Annotated in this window: 21 protein-coding genes and 1 pseudogene; 11 read left to right on the top strand and 11 right to left on the bottom strand. The window is 41.0% G+C overall.

What is annotated here, in order from left to right; all coding sequences use genetic code 11:
• Nucleotides 1-81: 81 nt before the first annotated feature.
• Together E3K36_06305 and E3K36_06300 are read left to right on the top strand one after the other, a co-directional pair.
• Nucleotides 82-2,037, top strand: coding sequence for a sensor domain-containing diguanylate cyclase (locus tag E3K36_06305; GenBank protein MCF6154858.1), 1,956 nt, complete (start codon nt 82-84; stop codon nt 2,035-2,037).
• 258 nt (nt 2,038-2,295) lie between these two features.
• The gene (locus E3K36_06300; protein ID MCF6154857.1) at nt 2,296-3,348 is read left to right on the top strand and encodes an NAD(P)/FAD-dependent oxidoreductase; all 1,053 of its coding nucleotides are present in this window, start codon (nt 2,296-2,298) and stop codon (nt 3,346-3,348) included.
• Nucleotides 3,349-3,428: 80 nt separating this feature from the next.
• Here the strand turns inward: E3K36_06300 and E3K36_06295 are convergent, their stop codons facing one another.
• Entirely contained in the window at nt 3,429-3,842 is a 414-nt protein-coding gene (locus E3K36_06295; protein ID MCF6154856.1) for a hypothetical protein, read from the bottom strand.
• Between the two features lie 569 nt (nt 3,843-4,411).
• Here E3K36_06295 and hemB point away from each other — a divergent pair.
• Nucleotides 4,412-5,404: a porphobilinogen synthase gene (hemB, locus tag E3K36_06290; protein ID MCF6154855.1), complete on the top strand. Its 993-nt coding sequence runs from the start codon at nt 4,412-4,414 to the stop codon at nt 5,402-5,404.
• Nucleotides 5,405-5,585: 181 nt separating this feature from the next.
• Here the strand turns inward: hemB and E3K36_06285 are convergent, their stop codons facing one another.
• Nucleotides 5,586-5,786, bottom strand: coding sequence for a cold-shock protein (locus E3K36_06285; GenBank protein MCF6154854.1), 201 nt, complete (start codon nt 5,784-5,786; stop codon nt 5,586-5,588).
• Between the two features lie 312 nt (nt 5,787-6,098).
• Here E3K36_06285 and E3K36_06280 point away from each other — a divergent pair, with 312 nt between their 5' ends.
• The gene (locus E3K36_06280; protein MCF6154853.1) at nt 6,099-7,040 is read left to right on the top strand and encodes a hypothetical protein; all 942 of its coding nucleotides are present in this window, start codon (nt 6,099-6,101) and stop codon (nt 7,038-7,040) included.
• Between the two features lie 9 nt (nt 7,041-7,049).
• Nucleotides 7,050-7,391 (top strand): annotated as a pseudogene (locus tag E3K36_06275) (DUF1524 domain-containing protein).
• 162 nt (nt 7,392-7,553) lie between these two features.
• Here E3K36_06275 and E3K36_06270 read toward each other — a convergent pair.
• From E3K36_06270 to E3K36_06245, 6 genes are all read right to left on the bottom strand, one after another.
• Nucleotides 7,554-7,889 carry a hypothetical protein gene (locus E3K36_06270; protein MCF6154852.1) on the bottom strand — a complete coding sequence of 112 codons (336 nt, stop codon included), beginning with the start codon at nt 7,887-7,889 and terminating at the stop codon, nt 7,554-7,556.
• 72 nt (nt 7,890-7,961) lie between these two features.
• The gene (locus tag E3K36_06265; protein MCF6154851.1) at nt 7,962-8,579 is read right to left on the bottom strand and encodes a CBS domain-containing protein; all 618 of its coding nucleotides are present in this window, start codon (nt 8,577-8,579) and stop codon (nt 7,962-7,964) included.
• 113 nt (nt 8,580-8,692) lie between these two features.
• Entirely contained in the window at nt 8,693-9,586 is an 894-nt protein-coding gene (locus E3K36_06260) for a transglutaminase domain-containing protein (GenBank protein MCF6154850.1), read from the bottom strand.
• Nucleotides 9,587-9,692: 106 nt separating this feature from the next.
• A complete protein-coding gene (locus E3K36_06255; protein MCF6154849.1) occupies nt 9,693-10,061 on the bottom strand; it encodes a response regulator in 369 nt (122 codons plus the stop codon).
• A 36-nt stretch (nt 10,062-10,097) separates the two neighbouring features.
• On the bottom strand, nt 10,098-12,173 hold the full coding sequence (locus E3K36_06250) for a HAMP domain-containing protein (GenBank protein MCF6154848.1): 2,076 nt from the start codon (nt 12,171-12,173) through the stop codon (nt 10,098-10,100).
• Between the two features lie 33 nt (nt 12,174-12,206).
• Entirely contained in the window at nt 12,207-14,105 is a 1,899-nt protein-coding gene (locus E3K36_06245) for a radical SAM protein (GenBank protein MCF6154847.1), read from the bottom strand.
• Between the two features lie 185 nt (nt 14,106-14,290).
• On the opposite strand from E3K36_06245, the gene E3K36_06240 reads away from it, so the two are divergent.
• The 6 genes from E3K36_06240 (at nt 14,291) to E3K36_06215 (ending at nt 18,337) form a co-directional block, all read left to right on the top strand.
• A complete protein-coding gene (locus E3K36_06240) occupies nt 14,291-14,590 on the top strand; it encodes an ArsR family transcriptional regulator (GenBank protein MCF6154846.1) in 300 nt (99 codons plus the stop codon).
• A gap of 191 nt (nt 14,591-14,781) precedes the next feature.
• The gene (locus tag E3K36_06235) at nt 14,782-15,180 is read left to right on the top strand and encodes an arsenate reductase ArsC (GenBank protein MCF6154845.1); all 399 of its coding nucleotides are present in this window, start codon (nt 14,782-14,784) and stop codon (nt 15,178-15,180) included.
• Nucleotides 15,170-16,231 (top strand): ACR3 family arsenite efflux transporter, encoded by a 1,062-nt coding sequence (gene arsB, locus E3K36_06230; protein ID MCF6154844.1) that lies wholly within the window; start codon nt 15,170-15,172, stop codon nt 16,229-16,231. The genes E3K36_06235 and arsB overlap by 11 nt, the downstream gene beginning before the upstream one ends.
• Nucleotides 16,232-16,419: 188 nt before the next feature.
• Nucleotides 16,420-16,818 (top strand): hypothetical protein, encoded by a 399-nt coding sequence (locus E3K36_06225; GenBank protein MCF6154843.1) that lies wholly within the window; start codon nt 16,420-16,422, stop codon nt 16,816-16,818.
• 80 nt (nt 16,819-16,898) lie between these two features.
• Nucleotides 16,899-17,924, top strand: a complete 1,026-nt coding sequence (locus tag E3K36_06220) for a hypothetical protein (GenBank protein MCF6154842.1) — start codon at nt 16,899-16,901, stop codon at nt 17,922-17,924.
• Complete coding sequence (locus tag E3K36_06215; protein MCF6154841.1) at nt 17,921-18,337, top strand: hypothetical protein; 417 nt, start codon at nt 17,921-17,923, stop codon at nt 18,335-18,337. Before E3K36_06220 ends, E3K36_06215 begins: the two co-directional genes overlap by 4 nt.
• A 96-nt stretch (nt 18,338-18,433) precedes the next feature.
• Here the strand turns inward: E3K36_06215 and E3K36_06210 are convergent, their stop codons facing one another.
• The 3 genes from E3K36_06210 to E3K36_06200 form a co-directional block, all read right to left on the bottom strand.
• Nucleotides 18,434-19,669, bottom strand: coding sequence for a PDZ domain-containing protein (locus tag E3K36_06210; protein MCF6154840.1), 1,236 nt, complete (start codon nt 19,667-19,669; stop codon nt 18,434-18,436).
• Nucleotides 19,670-19,760: 91 nt separating this feature from the next.
• Nucleotides 19,761-20,540 (bottom strand): undecaprenyl-diphosphate phosphatase, encoded by a 780-nt coding sequence (locus tag E3K36_06205; protein MCF6154839.1) that lies wholly within the window; start codon nt 20,538-20,540, stop codon nt 19,761-19,763.
• Between the two features lie 36 nt (nt 20,541-20,576).
• Nucleotides 20,577-21,794, bottom strand: a complete 1,218-nt coding sequence (locus tag E3K36_06200; GenBank protein ID MCF6154838.1) for a class I SAM-dependent rRNA methyltransferase — start codon at nt 21,792-21,794, stop codon at nt 20,577-20,579.
• Nucleotides 21,795-21,825 lie beyond the last annotated feature (31 nt).

Genomic DNA, 21,825 nt, shown 5'->3' with positions numbered 1-21,825 from the left:
GAAAAATTTCCCATAGTGGAGGGGCGAAGCATTTGTTTAAATCGGTATTCCGATTCGCTTGAACGGAAAGAGAGTGTTATTATGGAAAATAGCATTGAAAATACAGAAACTCAATACCTCAGGTCTCAAATAGCCGCTCTGGAGCAGTTACTTGTGGCACACGAAAAAACTGCGCTTGAACAAACCGATAAACTATATGGAGAAATATCAGAGCGCAAGAGAATCGAAGAAGCAAGAAAAGACAATGAACAGTTTCTGCAAACCCTCATGGATTCGATTCCTGCCCCGATATTTTACAAGAACACAGATGGAAAATATATGGGTTGCAATAAGGCATTTGAAGATTTTTTAGGAATGCAGAAGGAAGAAATTATTGGTAAAACAGTATATGAAGTAGCACCTAAAGAACTTGCTGCCTGCTATTATGAAGCGGATTTAGCCTTATTCCGCAATAGGGGTAGTCAGGTTTATGAAGCTCGAGTGAAGCCCAGCAACAGCTCTGTACGTGATGTCGTCTTTCACAAAGCAGTTTTTTATGGTCATGAAAGAGAGATTGCTGGTTTGATTGGTATAATTCTGGACATCACAGACCGCAAGCGTGTGGAGGAATCACTAAGAAAAAGCGAAGCAAGCCTCGCCAATGCTCAACGAATTGCCCATTTAGGGAATTGGGAATGGAATATCGTAACAAATGAATTGCGATGGTCTGATGAAGTATGTCGTATATTTGGTCTCGCTCCACTGGAATTTGGCGCTACATATGAGGCGTTTCTGAACTCAGTTCACCCTGACGATCGGGAATTTGTGAAAGAATCTGTCAATAAGGCCTTGTACGAAAAAATACCCTACAGCATTAACCACCGCATCATTTTACCTGACGGCTCGGAACGCATTGTCCATGAACAAGCTGAAGTCATTTTTGGCGATACGGGGGAACCAATCCAGATGAACGGAATCGTTCAGGATATTACTGAGCTTAAGCGGACGGAGGAAGCCCTCATGCGCAGAATAGATACTGAAAAAGCCGTAGCGGGTATTTCTGCCAGGTTAGTTAAGTTTACAGACTTTAATAAAGCTATTGATGTCTCATTGGCTGATATCGGCAGGTTAAGCGGTGCCTGTAGAGTCTGCCTGTTTCAGTTCTGTGATAACGGTAGCATAATGGATAACACCCATGAATGGTGCGACGAGGGTGTTATACCTGAAATTAAGAATCTGCAGACTGCAATGTTTCCCTGGTGGATGAAAAACCTGCACGCCGATAATGTAATTTATATCACCGATGTTTCTAAAATGCCTCTAGAAGCTAGTATTGAAAAAGAGTTCCTGGAGAGGCAGGGTATTAAATCACTACTGGCTTTTCCATTGTATATTGAGGAGAAATTGTTAGGATTTATCCGTTTGGATAATCTCACAACTATTGCTGCATGGCAAGAAGAAGACGTTTCTCTGGTCCGCATCACATCAGAAATAATAGGAAATGCAATTGCACGGAAACAAACGGAGGCTCTTATTAATTACCTGGCCTACTACGATACGCTTACGAACCTGCCTAATCGAAATCTATTGCAAGACCGTCTGCAAATAGCGATGACCCAGGCAAAGCGTACCGGTTGTATTGTGGCTATTATGGTCCTTGATCTTGATGGTTTTAAAACCATCAATGACTCGCTTGGACACCCCGTGGGCGATTTGCTGCTTAAGGCTGTTGCTGAGCGACTAACACGGTGTATACGCAAAGGTGATACTATCGCACGCTTGGGGGGAGATGAATTTATGGTTATCCTTCACGATCTGGATCATGCGCTCAATGCAGCTACGGTAGCAAACAAAATTATTCATGCATTACAGCAACCTTTTTTTCTTAATGAGCACAAACTCCATACCACCGCGAGTATAGGCATTAGCATTTATCCACTGGATTCTGATAACAAAGATAGTCTCATCAAACAGGCTGATATTGCGATGTACCTATCCAAGGAACATGGCAAAGATACCTTCCGATTCTATAATGCTAATATGAATACCTGTATTTAAAAACAAACAGGATTCGTTGGCGACTTACTGGCATGCTTGTAGTTTACCAACCATTTCCACTATTCCCAAAACCTTCCGTAAATTAAAAGTACGTCGTTTTCTCAACCACACAATATGATACTTGTATTCCCTCATGGGATGTGCTAAACTTTTTCCACTTCCGGCTCCTTTTTTACGGATTGACCACTGAAACAACCCAAGTAGACATCCTATGAAAGGAGCTTTTCTTTTTTACATAATTTCAGGAGTTATTTACGGATGGTGGAATATGATGTTGTAATCATAGGGGCAGGCCCTTCAGGTGCAGCCACAGCCAGAGGGCTAGTAAACGAAGGGCTAAAAGTCCTCGTGCTAGAAAAAAAGAAACTCCCCCGATATAAGATGTGTTCCGGTATTATCTTTAAAAAATCGCAGGATATCACAGAAAAATATTTCGGCAAAATTCCGAAGTCCGCATATGTTACCCCAAATATTTTAAAGGGGGTAAGATTCTGGTCTGATGAGATACATTATACCGATTGGCCGTTCAGCAAGGACGGCAGCGGTGCACCCAATGTATGGCGTTCTGGGTATGATGATTGGCTTATCAAAAGCTCAGGGGCAGAAGTCCGGGATTGCTGTAGCCTGATAGGGTTTCAGGATTCAGGGAAACACGTAATAGTGGAATGTTCTAATATATCCAATAGCAAAACGAACGTTATTACGTGCCGATACTTAATAAGTGCCGAAGGCAGCAGGTCGATAATCCGGGCAGGGCTTGACCCTGAGTTTGAAAAAGGTTTAAAATGGTTTGTTGCATATCAGAATTACTATGAAGGCAATTCCGATTTAGACCCCTGTTTCTATAACGGTTTCCTGGATTCACAATATGGCGATGTGTATTCATGGTTTAATGTAAAGAATGACTTGCAAATCTTTGGAACCGCTGTAAGAAATGGTGTGAAGATAAATCCTTACCTGAATAAATATACGGAGATGCTCAAAAAAAGATTTGGCCTGAAACTCAGAAACCTGGTAAGGAGAGTTGGCTGCCTGGGCAATGACATGTGCACAACAGGAAGATTTTACTTGGGCAGGGGAAACATACTTCTGGTTGGGGAAGCAGCAGGATTTCTGAATGCCTTCGGTGAAGGCATCTCATGTGCATTATCAACGGGACTTTTTGCAGCAGAAGCAATAAGTAAGAGCATAAAATCAGGAGATGATGCACTTGCGACGTATGCAGAATTAACAAAAATGGAAAGAAGGCAAACTACAATATCGTGGAAATTAGGAGCGAAAATAGCCGGGAGAAACCTCATGCCGTTATGAGGGTATTCACTGGCGTGCTACGGAAAAACATGAAATAATTCGAATTTAGACCACTGTGATATGCCCTTATTTACCACAACCTATTCATTTTTCTGTTTTATTGGTTGTATTTCTTCAACATCTAATTGAAAACCTTTAGCAAATGCTCCATTGAAATAGAGTTTAAAATAATATTTTCCTGATTTCGGAATAAGCAGATTTACGGCCCTTATCCCTATGTCCGGATGATGCAACCGGGAAAGAATCGACAGGGTTATTCCTTCAAAAACAGCGAATATACGGTCGTTATCGTCACAAAATTCAACGCGAATATCGTAATCTCCTTCCGCATCTGCAAGACGGATGTAAAGGGCTAAACAGGGATGTATATATGGAAAGTTTGCAGCTCGAATTTTATCGAATATCCCTATTGCACTCCATTTGTTTGTCCCCTTTTCCTGAATAACCATGTCTGCAATAAGGAACGATATGATTTCTGGTTTTACAGGTAACATACCCGGCTCCTTCTCTATAAGTCGTTAAAAGTATTACTTTGTTAAAAAATACGTGATTAAAAAAATTTTTAGGTCATAAGTCGAGCAGAAATATCTTCACCCTGTTAGATAAGACATATTGTTTGTTTACAAAAAGTAAGCACAAACAATATCTAACAGGACGAATGTACCATCCGGGAAAGAAAACACACTGTTTCGTAAAACCTGATGAACTCGTTGCCCTCATTAAAAAGCATTTCCGGGATAAAGTCAAATATCTGAAATATCAATCCCCTGATGATGGTTTCTGAATAAGGGTATCTCCTTATGAAATGTTTATTTAGCGGGAAAATAAAAAACACATTTAATAAGATTCCCCTTGGGATACCTGTAGAAAATAGTAATAGTTCACCTCAGGGAACACGAGGATGCAGAGAAAATAAGGTGAAATATAAAAAATATGTAAAAATCTGTTTTTTGTGGTAATATATCAGCGTGCATTGAGTATAATTTTTGTAACGGTTCATACTTCCTTTTAGCAGTATAAAAAGGAAGTGGTGAACTATCATAATTTATAAGGGAAAAATACTATGGGCTTTCCAAAACAGCGGCTGCGCCGATTACGCCAGAATGAAAATATCAGAAGGTTGGTTCGAGAAACACATCTTTCAGTGGATGACCTGATCATGCCACTCTTTATCCGACCAGGGAAAGGTGTGAAGCAACCGATACCATCCATGCCGGGAAATTATCAGATGTCTGTTGACAAGATTACTGAAGAGGTAAAGGAATTAGAAGGGATGGGGATCCCTGGCGTAATTCTCTTTGGGATTCCCGAGAAAAAGGACGAGATGGGTTCCGGCGCCTATGCTGATGAAGGTATAATTCAACAGGCCATCATCGCCATTAAAAAAGCAGCAAAAAACATTCTCGTAATCACAGACGTTTGCATGTGTGAGTATACCGATCACGGACATTGTGGGTTTGTAAGAAGAGACGACAAGACGGGTCATTTTGAAGTGGATAACGACATGACCCTGGAACTCCTGGCAAAAGAGGCCGTTTCTCATGCAAGGGCGGGTGCAGATGTCATAGCGCCGAGTGATATGATGGATGGTCGCGTCGGGGCAATCCGGGATGCGCTTGATGAGGAGGAATTTAATCATATCCCCATTATGGCTTACTCCGCCAAATATGCTTCGGGGTTTTACGGTCCCTTCAGGGAGGCCGCTGAGTCCACGCCAGAATTTGGAGATCGCTCTTCTTACCAGATGGACCCCCACAATGCAGTAGAGGCGTTACGTGAGGTATCGCTGGATATTGAAGAGGGTGCCGATATCGTGATGGTAAAACCGGCATTGGCCTATCTCGATATTATCCGAATAATAAAAGACACATTTGATTATCCTGTTGCAGCCTATAATGTGAGTGGTGAATTTTCTGTCGTGAAGGCTGCGGCAGAAAAGGGTTGGATTGATGAAAAGCGTGTTGCCCTGGAAATTTTGACCGGAATCAAACGTGCCGGTGCCGACATGATCCTCACTTATTGGGCAAAGGATGTCGCACGATGGCTAAAAAAATAAGGATCACTTTACCGGGAGGCTTTCTAGGACATCAAACAAAAAGCCCCAATATCCTTTCCGATATTGGGGCTTTCATGTCGTAATTATAACGATAATTTAAACGGCTACTCCATATTTCTATACACCATAACTACTGCAACTGATTATTCTTTAAAATATAAGAGTGTGCTTTTTAATAAACTTATAATTTAACGACTTTTGTGGCTTTGTAGCCCTTCTGGTCCTTTATGACCTCGAACTCGACTTTGTCTCCCTCTGCAAGGGTCCTAAAACCCTCAGTTTGGATTGATGTTTGATGTACAAACACATCCTGACCGTTATCCTGGGAAATAAAACCAAATCCCTTCTTGTCATTGAACCACTTCACTGTTCCATTTGCCATTCTTAAATCACCCCCTCTCACATTTTAAAAACCTTTAAAAACAAAAAAGGCTACGAGGTTATAAACCTTGCAGCCTTAATATAACACCAATATTATCGTATGACTTTATAATACAACCAAACATTATAAAACAAATACTACCAAAGAGTATGCATAAATGCAAAGAAAAATTAAAATAAATTTTCCATCTTGAATTTAAAATATTTTGTTATTACTATAATTCAAATCTTGTGGATATAAATTGCTGGATTTACTGTCCGTTCTTTTTGGAGAACAGACCTCTGTCAGTCCAGGCGGGAGACTTGCTTACCGATGCGCCGATCTCACATAATTACCCTGTTAACAGACTTTGGCAATCAGGACGCATACGTAGGTATCATGAAAGGAGTGATAGCGGGCATAAATCCTTCAGCAAATATTATCGACATCTGCCATACTATTCCTCCACATGACATATTGAATGGTGCTTACCTTCTCTCTACATCGTATCAATATTTTCCTAAAGGAACTATCCATGTAGCAGTTGTCGACCCTGGCGTTGGAAGCCGGAGAGATATTATCTGTGTGTGCATACGGAACTATATCTTTCTTGTACCCAACAACGGTATTCTCAGCTTCATTGTTCCAGGAGAGAAACCAAAAAACATCATCCGTGTAACAAATACTAAATTTTTCTTACCATCGCTCAGCAATACCTTTCACGGTCGGGACGTCTTTGCACCCGTTGCAGCACATCTGTCGTTGGGCATAAAACCGCAACAATTAGGTTCCAAAATCAACCAGTTGGAACACTTGAATATACCCGGTCCTGAATGTAAAAAGACAGGACAATTGGAGGGTCGGATCATCTACATCGACCGATTTGGAAACCTTATTACCAATATTACGCAATCGCATATTGAGCAACACATCATCAACCAATCCAAGCCCACAACACGCAGAGACAAGACCACCTCTCCTATTCTCTACATCCGCAAGGCGGGAATGAAAGGGAAGTATGCCAAACGAGCTTCTATTTTCCATCTTTCGTGTGGAGAAAAAGGGATAGTTCGGAAATATGTCATGGAGACGACCCTTAGAAAAAAGAAAATCATGGGGTTGCGTAAGACTTACATGGATGTAAAGCCAGGAGAACCACTCGTCCTCTTTGGAAGTGCAGGTTTTTTAGAAATCTCTGTCAATCAGGGAAACGCCCAAAAATATTTTAAGGTGGACAGAGGTAACAAAATAATGGTCGAAATGGGGCCATACTGATACGAATCGCTGCTTTTCAATTTATGGTATCGGGATTTCGACTATACACCTGCTTAAAAAAACAACTTTCCTTAAGTAGATCATGTTTTCCCACAAAGCGCATTGAAAAAAATACGTATCAAAAATCCTCGAGCGGGAATGCTCGGCATAATGAAATACAAGGAAGCCGATCGAAATCAACTTGCGAATTGTATGTTGCTAACAAAAGCGGAAAATGGTTTTGGGGGAAAATCAGATACTCTTCAAGAACAATGGTTTGCTAACAAAAACGATGAATATCTTGATAAACATCTCGTGCCAAAAGAACGTTATCTTTGGGAAAATTTGACTCTGTATAAAAAAACCAGTTAGGGTAGGCACTGCCTACCAAAAATTGAGAAATCGGGGTGGATTTTGCATTACGAATTGGATCAAGATAGATTGATTATGGCGTGCATTGTCCGACCTGCCCGGTTCTGATGCTCTCGAAAAATGCAGCTTTTGGATGCTGCAATAATAATCTATAGACGGTGTTCAGTGATTTCTAACAATCTCAATCGCTACACCCATTTCCATATTACCCGCTATATAAGAAACCGTGCCGGTATGATCAGGACAGTAACAGTATCCCCCCGGGATGGGCCATTCGATACACGGGCACCGAGGGTCAACCCTTGGGTCGAAGTTGATATAACACCATGTCGGTTTTGTTGTGGCACCCAGACCCACACCATGCACGACTTGCTGAAAGCTATTTTCTATACTATTGCTTCTTCCCCCATTATATAAGGATTCTGTAACTAAATAGATAACCACAACAAGTACCAAACTAAGAAGAATACTAAAAAAAATAAACGATTTTTTACTCATTATTTTAACTACAAAATGTATCCAGAGAATTATCAAAAGACGTGGGTGAAAACAGCGGTTTGCCCCTGCATTTTACTTCTCTCCGTGAATTCTGTCCAGAATATCACGCAGGGACATGATGGACTTTTCTGCTGCTTCCAGCCGTTCCTGCAGATCCAGAATTGCCTCTTCCGTAACAAAGGCACTGCTGCCATAGCCCATGGTGCTCACGGCACGGAGGATATCCAGGGTACTCACAACTCCAATAACCTGCTCCTTATCCTGTATAATGACCCTATGAATTTTTTTGTCATACATGATCTTTGCAAGGCGGTCTATCGTATCATCCGTCTGTGCAGTAATGACACGCGGTGTCATGATGTCTTTTACGGAGGTTTTTCCAAAAGTTTTTGTCTTTAATAGCTTATCCAGTTCTTTTTTCAATTTTCCATTGGTGTCGCTATAAAACGATTTTTTCGTAATATCTCTTCGCTTCTTGCTTGTTTTTTCGTCATATTCAACAATATCTGTCTTTGAAACAACCCCGACCAGTTTTCCCTTTTTATCAACAACGGGTGCCCCGTTTATATGGTTTTTGACAAGTATTTTTATAAGATCATTGATTGGGGTTTCCGTATGGACACAAACCACCTTTTCTGTCATTAAATCTTTCGCCACGAATTTATAAGTAGCCACAACCGCTCCTCCCATACGCAGGAAAAATGTCTGAAATCAGTACCTATTTTGGGTTAATTCCTACCACGTATACATTGTCTTTCTTGTTCCTCCATATTCCCAGTAAGAAAAAACATACAGTTCTCATTTTATTGAACTTTATTACCCTCTTTTTTACACAACTTTTGTAATAGTATATAGGCATTTTTCAACGATTTCATGTCATCGGGATGCCGGGAGAGATATTCATTCAGATATCGAAATGCCTCTTCGTAATTCTTCTTTGCAATGTAATTATCCAAAAGCAAAATTACAGGACGGTTATCATGAGGATTGCACATCAACGCCTGCTGGCAGTGTTTCCACGATTCTTCATATTTCATATCATGATTTGCATTCCGGGCCTTATATAAAAATATCTCGGCAATCAGTTCTTCATCCTTCATGATCTTTTTTTGAGGATTGTACTTGTCCATTTTCTTTACAATACCATCACTATGGGTATGTTCAAAATAATGTGTTCGTCCATTGGACACCAGCATATTATAAATATGTCCTGGAACAAAGATGTTTTTTATATCGATACCAAAGCGCCGGCATATTATGGTAAACCGTATTGCATAGGAGAGGCAGTTCCCCACCTTGAGATTGAGGGTGTCTCTGATATCATAGCAATCATTATATACCCCTTCATTAGCGTTTTTTTGCAGCCAATCGAATATTTTCTCTGTCTTTGTTATTGGATCGCTGGTTTTGCCGACATCTGTTTCATGGCTAATTCGGAAGATAAGGAGGTCGATTTTTGCCAGATAAGTCCGCATCTTTTTATCGGTATCGACACCCGATGCAATAAGACATGCCTGTTCAAATGACATGTCTAATTGTCCGTCTCCTGCATCGTCTAATAATGATCTTTCTAAGGAATAGGTATCTCTTTTAATAACAGATTCTGTGTGTAGTGAGGTATGGCAACCCACAAGGAGCAAAAAAACAATGATGCAAAATTCTTTGATCGATAGAAAATAGTTCATGGATACCTTCATCTGGAAAAACTGGAACCAAACAGATTATCATGAAAAACTGGTGCTTCCCATGAATTCTGAACAAACACAATGAAATTTTTTTGCAAAAAATACCACATTATTTTTGCTAAGCGCCTAGCCTGGCCTTAATTTCAGCAAGCAGCCTTTCCTTCGTAAATGGTTTTTCCAGGAAGACCAACCCGGAATCTATTTCGAAAATTGTCTTATACGACCGAGGCGAAAAACTGCTTGCAATAATGACAGGAATGTTTGCGTACAGAGGATTCGATTTCAATTGTTTCAGGAAGGTATCGCCTGTTATTTGATCCAATAACAAATCCAGGATAATAAGGTCTGGCTTATTTTCATGTATTTTTTCAAGCGCATCTTTTCCGTCGATGGCGCGAAGGACGATATAATCAGTACCTTCTAACATCATCGTATAAAAAAAGAAAAACTCATCTTCATCTTCTATTATGAGTATTTTTTTGCCCAAGCCCAACTCCTTTTTTATTCATGATACATTTCATATTCATGAAGCGTATTGCTGTGCTATCGGTAAGGTAAATTTAAAGGTTGCACCTTTACCCGTACCGTCACTTTCTACCAAGAGATTCCCTTTGTGTGCCTCTACGATATTTTTGCATATTGCAAGGCCGACCCCTGCGCCATCTGTTCTTGGACGTTCTTGAAAAAACCTTTCAAATAATTTCCCAAACTGGTCTTTTGGTAAACCAATGCCAACACCTGTATCTTTTACGGCAAATTCTATAAAGGAATCCTTTTGTTCTAAAAAAACATGAATTTCTCCTTTTTCTGTGTATTTTATTGCATTATCTATAAGATTGGTAACTACACGCAGAATCTCATCTTTGTCGCCAATTACCGGAGGTAATCCCTGGCTCACGTGATTTATCAAAGCCAATCCTTTTTTTCCGGTCAACAGTCTCATACCGGCAGTTATTTGTAAAACCAATTCGTCCATCTGGATGGATTCTTTCTTAAACACTAACCTACCCGATTCCAAAACAGAGAGATCAAGGATACTCCCGATTGTCTTACGCAACCGCTGCAAACTATTATTTATTATCTTGCCAAATTTTTCTTCCTTTGAGCGGTCAATATGTTCTTTTTTGACTTCCATGGACCAGAGATCAATTGCCATCTGTACTTGTGCAACGGGCGATTTCAATTCATGAGACACATCCCGGATCATCTTATCCTTCATCTGATCAAGCGTCAATAATTCCTTATATGCCTTCTCCAGATTGCTACTTTGTTTTTCCAATTCTTGATTCATACGGGTCAAGTCCCTTGTCCTTTCCTCCACGGTCCTTTCCAGGTTGGCTGTGTATTCCTTAAGTATTTGTGTTTTTTCTTCTAAAAAACTAGCCATCTTGTTGAAAGAATTTGAGAGTTCTCCAATTTCATCGTTGGAGGTAATTTTCACCCGCTTGCTGTAATCACCTTCTGAAATACTTTTTGTTATCTCGGTAAGGTACAAAATGGGATCTGATATCTTTTTCCCAAAGAAGAATGCAAAGGAGATGACAGCAAGTGTTATCAGTATTATGATCGGAGTAACAATAGTATGTAGTCTTTCTACCGGGCCGTATCCTTCATTTACATCAATTTCTGCAATAATACCCCAGTCCAGTTCTGGTATCCATTGCCAAAAGCCCAGCACCTTTGTTTCCCGATAGTCTGTATAGCCATCTGCATCATGACCTTTTTTACCTTTTATACACTCTTCAGCACTCCGTGTGAGTTCTTTTGTCCCTGGGTTTAACACCTGAAGTTCAAGTGTTGTTCTTTGCTGGACAAATCCTGCATCCTTAAGGTATTTTAAATACTTGGATTCAGAAATCATATAGCCGTCTTTATTTATCAAATACGTCTCCCCCGTTTCCCCCAGGCGAACACTCCGCATTAATTTACTGATCTCCATCACATCTACCCTGAGACATACCGCACCGATGACTTTGTGTTCATAAACCACCGGGGTGGAAATATAAAGGGTTGGCAAACCGTGCTCTAGCTTTCCATATTCATTTTCCAAGGGAATTACTGAAGGCATAATTGGTGAAACAAACGTAACACCGCTTATTGCCATTTGGAAAAACTCGAATCCAGCCAGATTGGTAATCACCTTTCCCGTTGAGGTGGTTATTTTTAAATCCCCAAACCGGTCACAGATGAAGATTTCCTTATACCCGTAAGCCTCCCGAAGGGTATTTAAATGGTGCAACAGTCTATAAAAATTTTCACTCCCCTCGGATTTATAAATTACACCAGGTACATTTGGATTTTCAGCAACGATCCGGGCATCGGCCTTCCTTTCCTTTATCCATCGTACAATAAGTTCTGCCTGCTTGTGCCCAACCCCCTCGAGGTTCTGTATTAATGCATCCTGCAAGGCCTTTTTTTCCGTAGGATAAATAAACACCCTCATGATAAATATAGGGAACACAGAAAGGAGGATTGAAGAGATGATAATCTTCGTTTTTATGGATTTATACGAGGGGATGTGAAATTTACTTAAAATATTGGGGAAGAAATTTTTTCGGCTTAGGTATTTTTGCAGGAACTGTTTTATAAAGGTATTCATGAATAGACTTACAGATTCCAGAAACCTCTTGTGCTATTTGAACCTATTTCTTACAAAAGAAGGGATGTTTTCCATGTATTGATCAATAAGTTCACAGGTAATTTCGGTAACACCCTTCTGAATAGCAAAATCCTCAATTGATTTCTTTGCCCTGCCACGAACAAATATCGGCGCCTTTTCCAGGCGTTGCTTTGCCTCCTCCGCCCATACCGTTGTTACTGGGGTTTCTTTTTTTCCCGTCTTCCCTGCTGTCTTAAGATATGCCTGAAATTTGGTAATAATACCGTCATTCTTGTTTATTCGTTCACCAAGAAATGCCTTAATGTTATCAATGACCTCTTTTTTCCGTGCATTCTTTAGCTTCTCTTTGGCCTTGTCCCATGCATCCATACTGAGTTCATCAAATCCAATATTCCTGATGCGTTTTGATGCGAGCTGCATGGATTCATCCCGTATTTCCGAAAGAAATTTTGAAGTAATTTCCTTATAACCATGCTGTCGTGCCTTTTTTTGCATGAGCTTGTAAATGCCCGGTCGAACAAAGTCCGGCGCATTTGCCACCCGTTTCCAGGCCTCTTCAGTCCAGGGAATTTCTTCATTTTGCAATGGCTCGCCCCCGTTCTTACCCATCGAAGGGGAAGGGGGTTGCGTTCTTTCGTCGCTTTTCATGGGAAATGCCGTCTTCCTATTCGACATCATTTCTTCACGTGCTGCTCTCATTACGTCTACCGTTACTTCCGGATACCGCTTGTTTACTGCAAAACGTTCCACACCTTTAATAACCATGCCTCGCCCAAAAGAAGGGATCTGTTTCAGAATATTCCGTGCGTCAATACTCCATGGCATGGTAAAATTCTCTTCGATACCAAAGGTTTCGGATGTTGCCAATTGGATGACCTTGCTTCCATATTTTCCGGGAACATAGTCGCACCATGCATCCTCGTCCATCTGATTTCCCGCGGCCGCCAATGCCCGTGCACGGCATCCCTTGCAGATATATTGAAATTCACACATACCGCATCTGCCATGGAGATTGGCATTACGCAAGGTTTGAAAATCAGCGGTGTGTTTCCAGATTTCTCCAAAGCTTTTTTCTCTCACATTCCCGGAAATATTCGGCATGTAAGGACACGGTGTAACATTTCCTTCGGGTGTAACCCTGCAATAGTGAGTGCCGGCCGGGCAGCCACCTGCATAGGTTCGAATGAGCGGAGAGGATGCATCGTGTTCATACACAATCCTTCGATAGTGCGGTGCACACTTTGCGCCCACCATCATCTTCCCCTGATATTTCTTTTGGATCTCATACAGTTGGTGCAATGCCTGATCGTACTGCTGAGGTGTAATATCCGTCAGTTCTTGTCCCTTCCCGGTACACACTAAAAAGAACAAATTAAAGACCTTGGCTCCCAGATTGTAAGAAAACTCAATAATATCAGGGATTTCATGGAAGTTTTCCCTGGTAACCGTGGTTTGTATTTGAAATTCGATACCTTGTCTGCGACATGCCTCAATTCCATTCAGGGTGTCGTCCCATGCACCGGGAATTCCCCTGAAATTATCGTGTCTTTCAGGTACGATGGAGTCAAGGCTGATACCAACCCCTGTAACACCGCTTTCTTTGAGTTTCTTAGCAACATCGTCATCAATCAGGTTGCCATTTGTTCCCAGGACTACCATCATCCCTTTTCGAGAGGCGTAGGAAGCCAGGTCATAAATATCCTTTCTCAACAGAGGCTCACCACCGGTAAGGATCAGCAACTGATTGGGATTAAGCTCAGCCATTTGGTCTATGAGCCGAAATCCCTCTTGGGTGCTCAATTCGCTGGCAGATTGCCTCGTTAATGCGTTTGTATCAAGATAACAGTGGCTGCAGCGCAGGTTGCATCGATAGGTCGTGTTCCAGGAGATGGCGTAGGGTTTGTAATTCATAAATTCCTCAAGGTTTTTTTACTAAAAATGATATAGGATTACGATGAAAAAAACAACAAATTTTATCCATATTTAAAATTTAAAATCGAAATTATAATCACAGTTAAAATTATTTTTATCATAACAAGCACCTTGACATTCAGGTTTTCAATCCATATTATATCAATATAATTTGATATATATTCATGAATGCTTTTAAAACTCAAAAATTTGCCAAATTACTAAAAGCGCTGAGCAGTGACATCCGTCTCAATATTATTTCCTATCTTGCATCCGGAGAGAAATGCGTGTGTCATATTTATGAATATTTCAAACTCTCGCAAAATCTTGTTTCTCACCACCTGGGAATTTTAAGGGAAAGCGGTCTCATTAAAGACCGGAAGGACGGTAAATGGGTCTACTATTCACTCAAAGAAGAAAATATAGAAAAAGTGACACATTTTTTACAAGAGATTGTACAGAAAAAGAAAGAAGAAAGATGTTAACATATTTCATGTGTTTGCTATATAAAAATATTTTTCAACTGCTCGTTCCCAAACTCCTGTTTGGGAGTGTAATGGGTGAGAAACTCAGTTTCTCTGCAATTGTGTTCCCAAACAAGAGTTTGGGAACAAGTAGTAGTAACTTATTAAAGGAAATTTTTCAAACAGCTAAAATGTTGCAATGATATTTAATTATGGATTCAAGGCCAATTTATTTGTTTGTATGCGTAGAGAATGCCTGCCGCAGTCAGATGGCAGAAGGTATTTTTAATACACTGACTGATAAAGCTGTTGCGCGGAGTGCAGGAACGGAGATTGCTAAAGAAATAAACCCTGTGGCAATCGAGGTTATGAAAGAAAGAGGCATTGATATTTCTCAACAAAAGCCAAAAGTGCTTGATAAAAAAATGATCGTTAATGCCACAAAATTTATCACCATGGGATGTACGAAAAACTATCCTCTTACCCCGAAAGAGAAAACCATTGATTGGAATATTCCTGATCCCAAAGCCAAGAATAAGCAATATTTCGTTACGGTCAGAGATTTAATTGAAAGACACATTGTTGAGCTACTCAAACAAGATAAACTTTAAATTAGCTTTTTTTGAGAAATACTTAACGTTCTGGGTTTTGCTTTGTATCGGGGCAGGCATTGTTCTGGGAAAGGCAGCGCCCGACGTTGCAGTCAAGTTAGATTCCCTTGCAGTATATGAAGTTTCTATTCCTATTGCGGTCTGTCTTTTTTTTATGATGTACCCTATCATGGTGAAGATAGACTTTGCGGAAGTTATAAAAGCAGGAAAGACTCCTAAGCCAGTTTTTTTGACTTTATTTATTAATTGGTGTATTAAACCGTTTACGATGTATGTAATCGCGACATTTTTTTTGGGGCATCTGTTTAAAGATTTTTTACCCGGCACAGAAATTATTAAAGACGGAAGCACTGTGGGGCTTTATCGTTCATATATATCAGGCGCTATACTCTTAGGAATCGCACCCTGTACAGCGATGGTTTTAATGTGGGGATATTTAGCAAGGGGCAACGACGGGCTAACCCTGGTGATGGTGGCCATAAACTCTTTGACCATGCTGGTTTTGTATGCCCCGTTGGGTGGTTTCTTATTAAAAGTAAACAAGATGCCTATTCCCTGGGAAACAATAGCGCTCTCTGTTTTAATTTACGTTGCCCTTCCCCTGGTAGCGGGGTATTTTTCCCGGAGATGGATTATTAAAACCAAGGGGTTGGTGTGGTTCCAGAAAAAATTCCTGCACTTCTTAACGCCGGTATCCATAACAGCACTTCTGGCCACACTGGTTCTTTTGTTTTCATTCAAGGGCGATGTGATTATTACTCAACAACAAGCGATTCTTTTTATAGCGATCCCCCTTTTTATTCAAACCTGTTTTATCTTTGCAATAAGTTATGCATTAGCAAGATTTCTGGGGTTAGGTTACAGGGATGCGGCGCCCACTGCGATGATCGGGGCAAGCAATCATTTTGAGGTGGCTATTGCCACCTCAACGATGCTTTTTGGCCTGTCATCAGGGGCCTCTCTGGCTACTGTTGTGGGAGTACTAATTGAGGTTCCTGTGATGCTCATGTTAGTTAAGATATGTCTCAAAACACAAAATTGGTTTAAATAAAAGGATGGAAAATTATGTATTCAAAAATTTAAAGAGATCTTTATTGGTAGTACTTCCAATAACGTTGCGAAGTATGCCAAAATGTTGGTGTTGTTTGTAACTCTAAAAAAATCGACTTTGCCGAAGTGGTAAATGCTGACGAACCTCCGAAAAATCTCATAATTTATTAAGCGGAGACAAGCGAGATTATGAAAAACGTATCATTCAGCCTTATCATGCCTATGGCGTGGAGGTTTATTTTATACTCTTTTTGGTGTATAGCAGTTCTGTTTTCACAGCCATTGATTGCCAGTAGCGCATCGCCTGGATTAGTAAGCCCACAAATTTCAGCTGGATGGTATCATACCGTTGCCGTGAAGTCAGATGGCACAGTCTGGGCCTGGGGGTGTAATGATCATGGTCAATTGGGAGATGGTACTGATACGGATAGAAATACCCCTGTGCAGGTTAAGGATATTAACCTGGGTCTAACCATTACAAAGACATCGTCTTTTGGTGGATGTGAGCTCATGTCGATAATGATATATGGGAACGTGCTAAACTTAGAACAAGGAGTGAATTACAATATCAAGGTAACAAAGAAATGAAGAATAGGTAAAATGTTATCTATCAGACACGCATTTTTAACTTCCGAAAGTCAATTGCTAAACCTTGGTAAATTATTCTGATGATTGTTAATGTCTACACCCTTATCATGTTGTTTATTGCCTTTTTGTCTCTCTTCTTAGGCGGATTTTTATTTTACACAGCCTTAAAGACGTATCTTCGTTTTGAACCTAGGATACCGTCAGAGACGAAAGGCAAATTTGAACAGAAGGGTTATCTGATATTTCTCCTGGCGTGTGTGATTCTATCCGTAAGGATGCTTGCCTGGCCGTGGTTTTACTTCATGCTCCAGAGCTTTGTGTCTGAGGTACCCGGTGCGATGTGTATGTTCGGGGTTACCCAGATTTTACCCTCCACGGTCACCTTTTTACAAATCATTAAACCTATTTCCTTTTTTGTCATGGGTGGCTGGTTGCTGTGTTATTACATTGACAAATCTATCCCCACGACACCTCTGGTCAGGAAGAATTTATTCCTTCTGCTCATCGTCTGTAGCATACTCCTGGCCGATAGTATTGCGGATATTTATTATGTGCTCCGTATGAAGCCATTGATGTCCGTCTCCTGCTGTGCCACCTTCTTTGATGTGCCACTAAGACCTTCTGCAATGATCCCCCAGGCCATCTTTGGAAGGCACTTTCAAAAGATTTTATTTATTGTATATTATCTGACAAATATAATCCTTATTGCTTTGTTATGGATACCTCTTTCAAAAAAATGGCTTTCATTAGCACCATTATACAGGAAAATTATCCTTTACGGTCAGGCTGTAATAGGGGTTATCAATATCCCTGTTGTGATCTATGCGTTTATTGAAAACATTGCCCCAAGGCTTATGCAACTGCCCTATCATCATTGTATTTACTGTTTTATGGGGAATGGCCTGGTACCTGACGCACCCATTATGCTGGGGCTGTTTGTCATTGGTACCTTTGCTATTGGCTGGATGGGCATCCTGCGTCTTTTTTGCATGGTTACAGAAACGAAAATTGTAACAGAGAGGCTTTTAATGAAGGTAAATAGTTTATCTGCCTTTTGCCTGCTTGCCTCCATTGCGATGGTGACAATACATTTGATACTTACATGACAAAAAAATTCTGGATCGGACTTATCATTATTTTGATCGTTGCGCTCGCAGGGGTATCTTATCAAAAATTCTTGAAAAGCCCGCGTTGTGTCTATGATGGATCTGCGATTCCGCTTATCTATGAGGTTGATATAGTCCTTAAGGACCACTCAGTAAAGAAATTTTGCTCTATCTATTGCGCAGTGCAGTGGTTCCAAAACAACGCCCAATGGGTTGATCATGTTATAGTCACTGATGAAATCAGGGGCAATAAGATAGACTCATACATGGCATATTTTGTAGAAAGTGAACTCATTACTAACGAGACCAATGATAACCGCATCCATGTCTTTCAACAACGACAGGATGCCCTCACCCATGCGGAAAAGTTTCATGGAACGATGACCGATGATCCGTTTGGCATGGATGAGTGACCAGACGAACGATATATGGGCAATTGAAGTAAAACGCCAAAACTAAAGTGTCATTACGAGGAGTGAAACAACGAAGTAATCTTTATTTTCTCAATCTTACTTCTCTTCCCTTTCAAATTCAAAAAGGGTGACTGCGTAAGTAATCTTTGTACCATCACGGTCAATTTCTACAATGCAGGTATCCCCGAACCGTTTTGTTTGAAGGTAATGAATAAGTTCCATGGCATTTTTTACTGCTTTGTGGTCAATTGACAAAATAACATCGCCTTCCAGGAATCCTGTCTTTTCAGCCGGACTTTTCGGTGTTATTTTTTCTATGACCAGTTTATTGTCGTCTCTCTTTTGAAACCGGACACCCAGATAAACCCGTTTTTTCTCAGGTTCAAGGGGGGCAATAGCCCAGACGAAATCGGCGGGTTCTAATGGTATCTCCGGCATAAACAGGTGTTGGGCTGTCGGCTTGCCATCTTTAAATTCAGTTGTATAAATTGTGTAGTATGGCAAGAAGGCGCGTCGAAATACCCTTTTGGGAATACCAAAATCATAAATGATATGACCATTTCCTACAAAGGCAAGAAACTTTCTGTCTTTCCCCTCCCACGAGGACAAATAGTCCGTTATGATCTGCGCCATATACTCTTCCCATAGACATTGTACGTTGTCAAATCTCTCAATATTGGCCATTCGTTTTACAAGCTCTGGCAAGACTTTTTCCAGATAGAATCTGTGGAAGAAATCGGAGGTATCGATTTCCGGCAAGAGTTTTTTCTCCTCCTCGCTTAAATCTATTAATCCCTTTGTCCTCACCATGGTTACTACTTCCTTTGGTGCGTTTAAGGCAATTACGGGGATTTTCTTTTCCCTTGCGAAGTCCAGGATCTCTTTATACAAGGCATAGTCAAATCCCCACTCCCCATACCATCGGGTATCTTCTAAAAATTTTTTCTCATCAATCTCACCTGCGACCCACTGGTCTAAAAAAGGTTGATAGGGTCTGGTAAACATCTCCATACCAATAGCTAACTTACTTCCGAATCTCTCATAATGAGCCTTTAAAATTTTTAACTGTACCTGATGGGATGCCTTGTTGGCGTGGGTTTCACCTACATAGAGGACGCTGGCACAATCAAAGAAACTGGAAAGGGCAGAGAACGGTATCTTTTGGCCTGTTGGGACATGGATAATATCTTCAATCACAACCTGTGCAGGGAAATTTTTCAATCTGTCCGCATCTGGAAATGCGCTCATCGGTAATAGAAAGTGAAATGCAAGGAGAAAGGCGATAAAGAAACGAAGGCCTTTTGACCATAGCTGTTTGACAGGCTTTTTCATAATATTGATGTATGATAAACCGGAGATATCTATTTCAGCGAATGAAATGCTCGTTTTAAAAAAAAGAAACGAATACGTTTTCGTAAAGTTTTTACATGTTGATTTTCATGATAAATGCAATAACAGCTAAAGTTACCCCAACGACTATACGATAATACCCGAACCATTTAAAACCATATTGTTTTAGGAAACCGATAAAGGCCTTGATTGCAAACATAGCTACGACGAATGCCACGAAACTCCCCAGGAGCAGGATAGCTATATCAGGGTGTTGGATTGTCTTGTAAGAACCCATCATTTTCTTGGCGCTTGCGCCCAGCATGGTTGGAACAGCAAGAAAAAATGAAAATTCAGTGGCTGTTCTCCGGTTAAGCCCTACCACCATTCCTCCAATAATAGTAGCAGCAGCCCGTGATACTCCCGGGATCATTGCAATACACTGAAAGCAACCGATTTTAAAAGCCTGGAACCAGGATATTTCCTGTTCTTCCATTCCTTCGGCGCGTTTAAACCATCGGTCTACAAAGATCAGGACAATTCCCCCAAGAAAAAGTGAGGCGATGACTACCCATACGTTTGCAAGTAAACAGTCGATATAATCTTCCAGGACAAAACCAACAACTGCTGCTGGCAGGAATGCAAAGGCTAGTTTCAAATAAAACCGGAAAGAGGTGAGAAATTTACGCCAATAAAGTACCACCACCGATAAAATAGCGCCAAGTTGAATGACGATTTCAAAATTCTTTGTCAGGGTATTATTGCTGATACCCATAAATGTAGAAGCGATTACCATATGGCCGGTAGATGAAATAGGTAAAAACTCGGTAATACCCTCAATGATGGCAAGAATCAATGCCTCTAAATAGGTCATACGTTTATTTCCCTTTCTTATTAACGTTTATGGATTTCAATGTAGGGACACGATGCATCGTGTCCCTACGGACTTATGTATGGGGAACACCCTTGCAAAGACGGCCTTAAGGTATCGCCCTTCGGGAAAGATGGTAGAAAAGGGGTGGTCTGATGACGCCCCCGTGATCTTAAAGATTTGCAACACAACTCCAGCTTCCGCCGCAGAACGAGTCAGGATAGAAAGAAAGTCCCTTTCTGATACGAGACCCGAACAAGAACAGGTTAGCAAAATGCCGCCCGGCCTGACAACCTGTATACCAAGTCTATTGATGTCTCCATAGGTCCGATGTGCACGTCTGATCTCTTCAGTACATCCAGCAAGTTTGGCCGGGTCGAGGATCACGACGTCGGCCTGCATACCCTTGCTGATCATCATGCGCAGATGATCAAACACGTTGACATGTAGAAACGTCACTTTTACAGAGTTCAGCCGTGCATTTTCTTGTGCCGTTTCCAGTGCTTTTTCATCCAGGTCTATTGCCGTAGCCGACTTTGCTCCTGCCAGCATTGCAGAAACGGCAAATCCACCGGTATAACAAAAACAATCAAGTACTTCCTTCCCGTGGCAATACTGTGACAATGTTAAGCGATTCTCACGTTGATCGAGAAAAAAACCAGTCTTGTGTCCTGTTTTGAGATTTACCTTTATCGTCAGAAAATTTTCTTTTATTTCGACAGAATCAGGACCGGGATAAGCCTTAGCTGCCTTTGAAAAATCTACTCCTTCCTTAGCTGCAATTCGTTCATCGGGGCGTACAACAACCCGGGTGCCCGGGTAAAGGGACTGTAAAGACGATACGATCCATTCCACGATTCCAAGGTATCCGGCGGAATATGGTTCCACGACAAAGACGTTGGCAAACTTGTCAATAATCAGTCCTGACAGGCCATCGGCTTCCCCATGGACTAATCGGTAGCTGTCAGAAGCCTTCTGAATTCCAAGAATTTCCTCACGAAGTGTCCTGGCCTGTTCCAGTTTTTTGAAGAAAAATTCGTGGTCTAACTGTTCGGATATATTCTCGGTTAACAGGCGAATACCAATATTACTTTTGTAATTGTAGATACCCCTGCCAATAAAGGTCCCTTCCTTGGAAATTACTTCTACTAAGGTACCCGGCTGCGGGCGTTTTTGAGGATGACGGATCATCCTGGTGAAGATCCATGGATGGAGTGAGTTTCTCCTGGCCTTTAATGAGATTACCGGTAGTTCCATAATGTAAATTCCTAACCCGAACGAGTCGGAA

Source organism: Candidatus Brocadia sp., from assembly GCA_021646415.1.
GTDB lineage: Bacteria > Planctomycetota > Brocadiia > Brocadiales > Brocadiaceae > Brocadia.
This window is presented reverse-complemented; position numbering and strand designations above follow the sequence as displayed.

Bases quoted from the DNA above. Each gene is read 5' to 3' on its own strand.
- E3K36_06305 (MCF6154858.1), top strand. From the start codon at position 82: ATGGAAAATAGCATTGAAAATACAGAAACTCAATACCTCAGGTCTCAA.
- E3K36_06300 (MCF6154857.1), top strand. From the start codon at position 2,296: ATGGTGGAATATGATGTTGTAATCATAGGGGCAGGCCCTTCAGGTGCA.
- E3K36_06295 (MCF6154856.1), bottom strand. From the start codon at position 3,842: ATGTTACCTGTAAAACCAGAAATCATATCGTTCCTTATTGCAGACATG.
- hemB (MCF6154855.1), top strand. From the start codon at position 4,412: ATGGGCTTTCCAAAACAGCGGCTGCGCCGATTACGCCAGAATGAAAAT.
- E3K36_06285 (MCF6154854.1), bottom strand. From the start codon at position 5,786: ATGGCAAATGGAACAGTGAAGTGGTTCAATGACAAGAAGGGATTTGGT.
- E3K36_06280 (MCF6154853.1), top strand. From the start codon at position 6,099: ATGCGCCGATCTCACATAATTACCCTGTTAACAGACTTTGGCAATCAG.
- E3K36_06270 (MCF6154852.1), bottom strand. From the start codon at position 7,889: ATGAGTAAAAAATCGTTTATTTTTTTTAGTATTCTTCTTAGTTTGGTA.
- E3K36_06265 (MCF6154851.1), bottom strand. From the start codon at position 8,579: ATGGGAGGAGCGGTTGTGGCTACTTATAAATTCGTGGCGAAAGATTTA.
- E3K36_06260 (MCF6154850.1), bottom strand. From the start codon at position 9,586: ATGAAGGTATCCATGAACTATTTTCTATCGATCAAAGAATTTTGCATC.
- E3K36_06250 (MCF6154848.1), bottom strand. From the start codon at position 12,173: ATGAATACCTTTATAAAACAGTTCCTGCAAAAATACCTAAGCCGAAAA.
- E3K36_06245 (MCF6154847.1), bottom strand. From the start codon at position 14,105: ATGAATTACAAACCCTACGCCATCTCCTGGAACACGACCTATCGATGC.
- E3K36_06240 (MCF6154846.1), top strand. From the start codon at position 14,291: ATGAATGCTTTTAAAACTCAAAAATTTGCCAAATTACTAAAAGCGCTG.
- E3K36_06235 (MCF6154845.1), top strand. From the start codon at position 14,782: ATGGATTCAAGGCCAATTTATTTGTTTGTATGCGTAGAGAATGCCTGC.
- E3K36_06225 (MCF6154843.1), top strand. From the start codon at position 16,420: ATGAAAAACGTATCATTCAGCCTTATCATGCCTATGGCGTGGAGGTTT.
- E3K36_06220 (MCF6154842.1), top strand. From the start codon at position 16,899: ATGATTGTTAATGTCTACACCCTTATCATGTTGTTTATTGCCTTTTTG.
- E3K36_06215 (MCF6154841.1), top strand. From the start codon at position 17,921: ATGACAAAAAAATTCTGGATCGGACTTATCATTATTTTGATCGTTGCG.
- E3K36_06210 (MCF6154840.1), bottom strand. From the start codon at position 19,669: ATGAAAAAGCCTGTCAAACAGCTATGGTCAAAAGGCCTTCGTTTCTTT.
- E3K36_06205 (MCF6154839.1), bottom strand. From the start codon at position 20,540: ATGACCTATTTAGAGGCATTGATTCTTGCCATCATTGAGGGTATTACC.
- E3K36_06200 (MCF6154838.1), bottom strand. From the start codon at position 21,794: ATGGAACTACCGGTAATCTCATTAAAGGCCAGGAGAAACTCACTCCAT.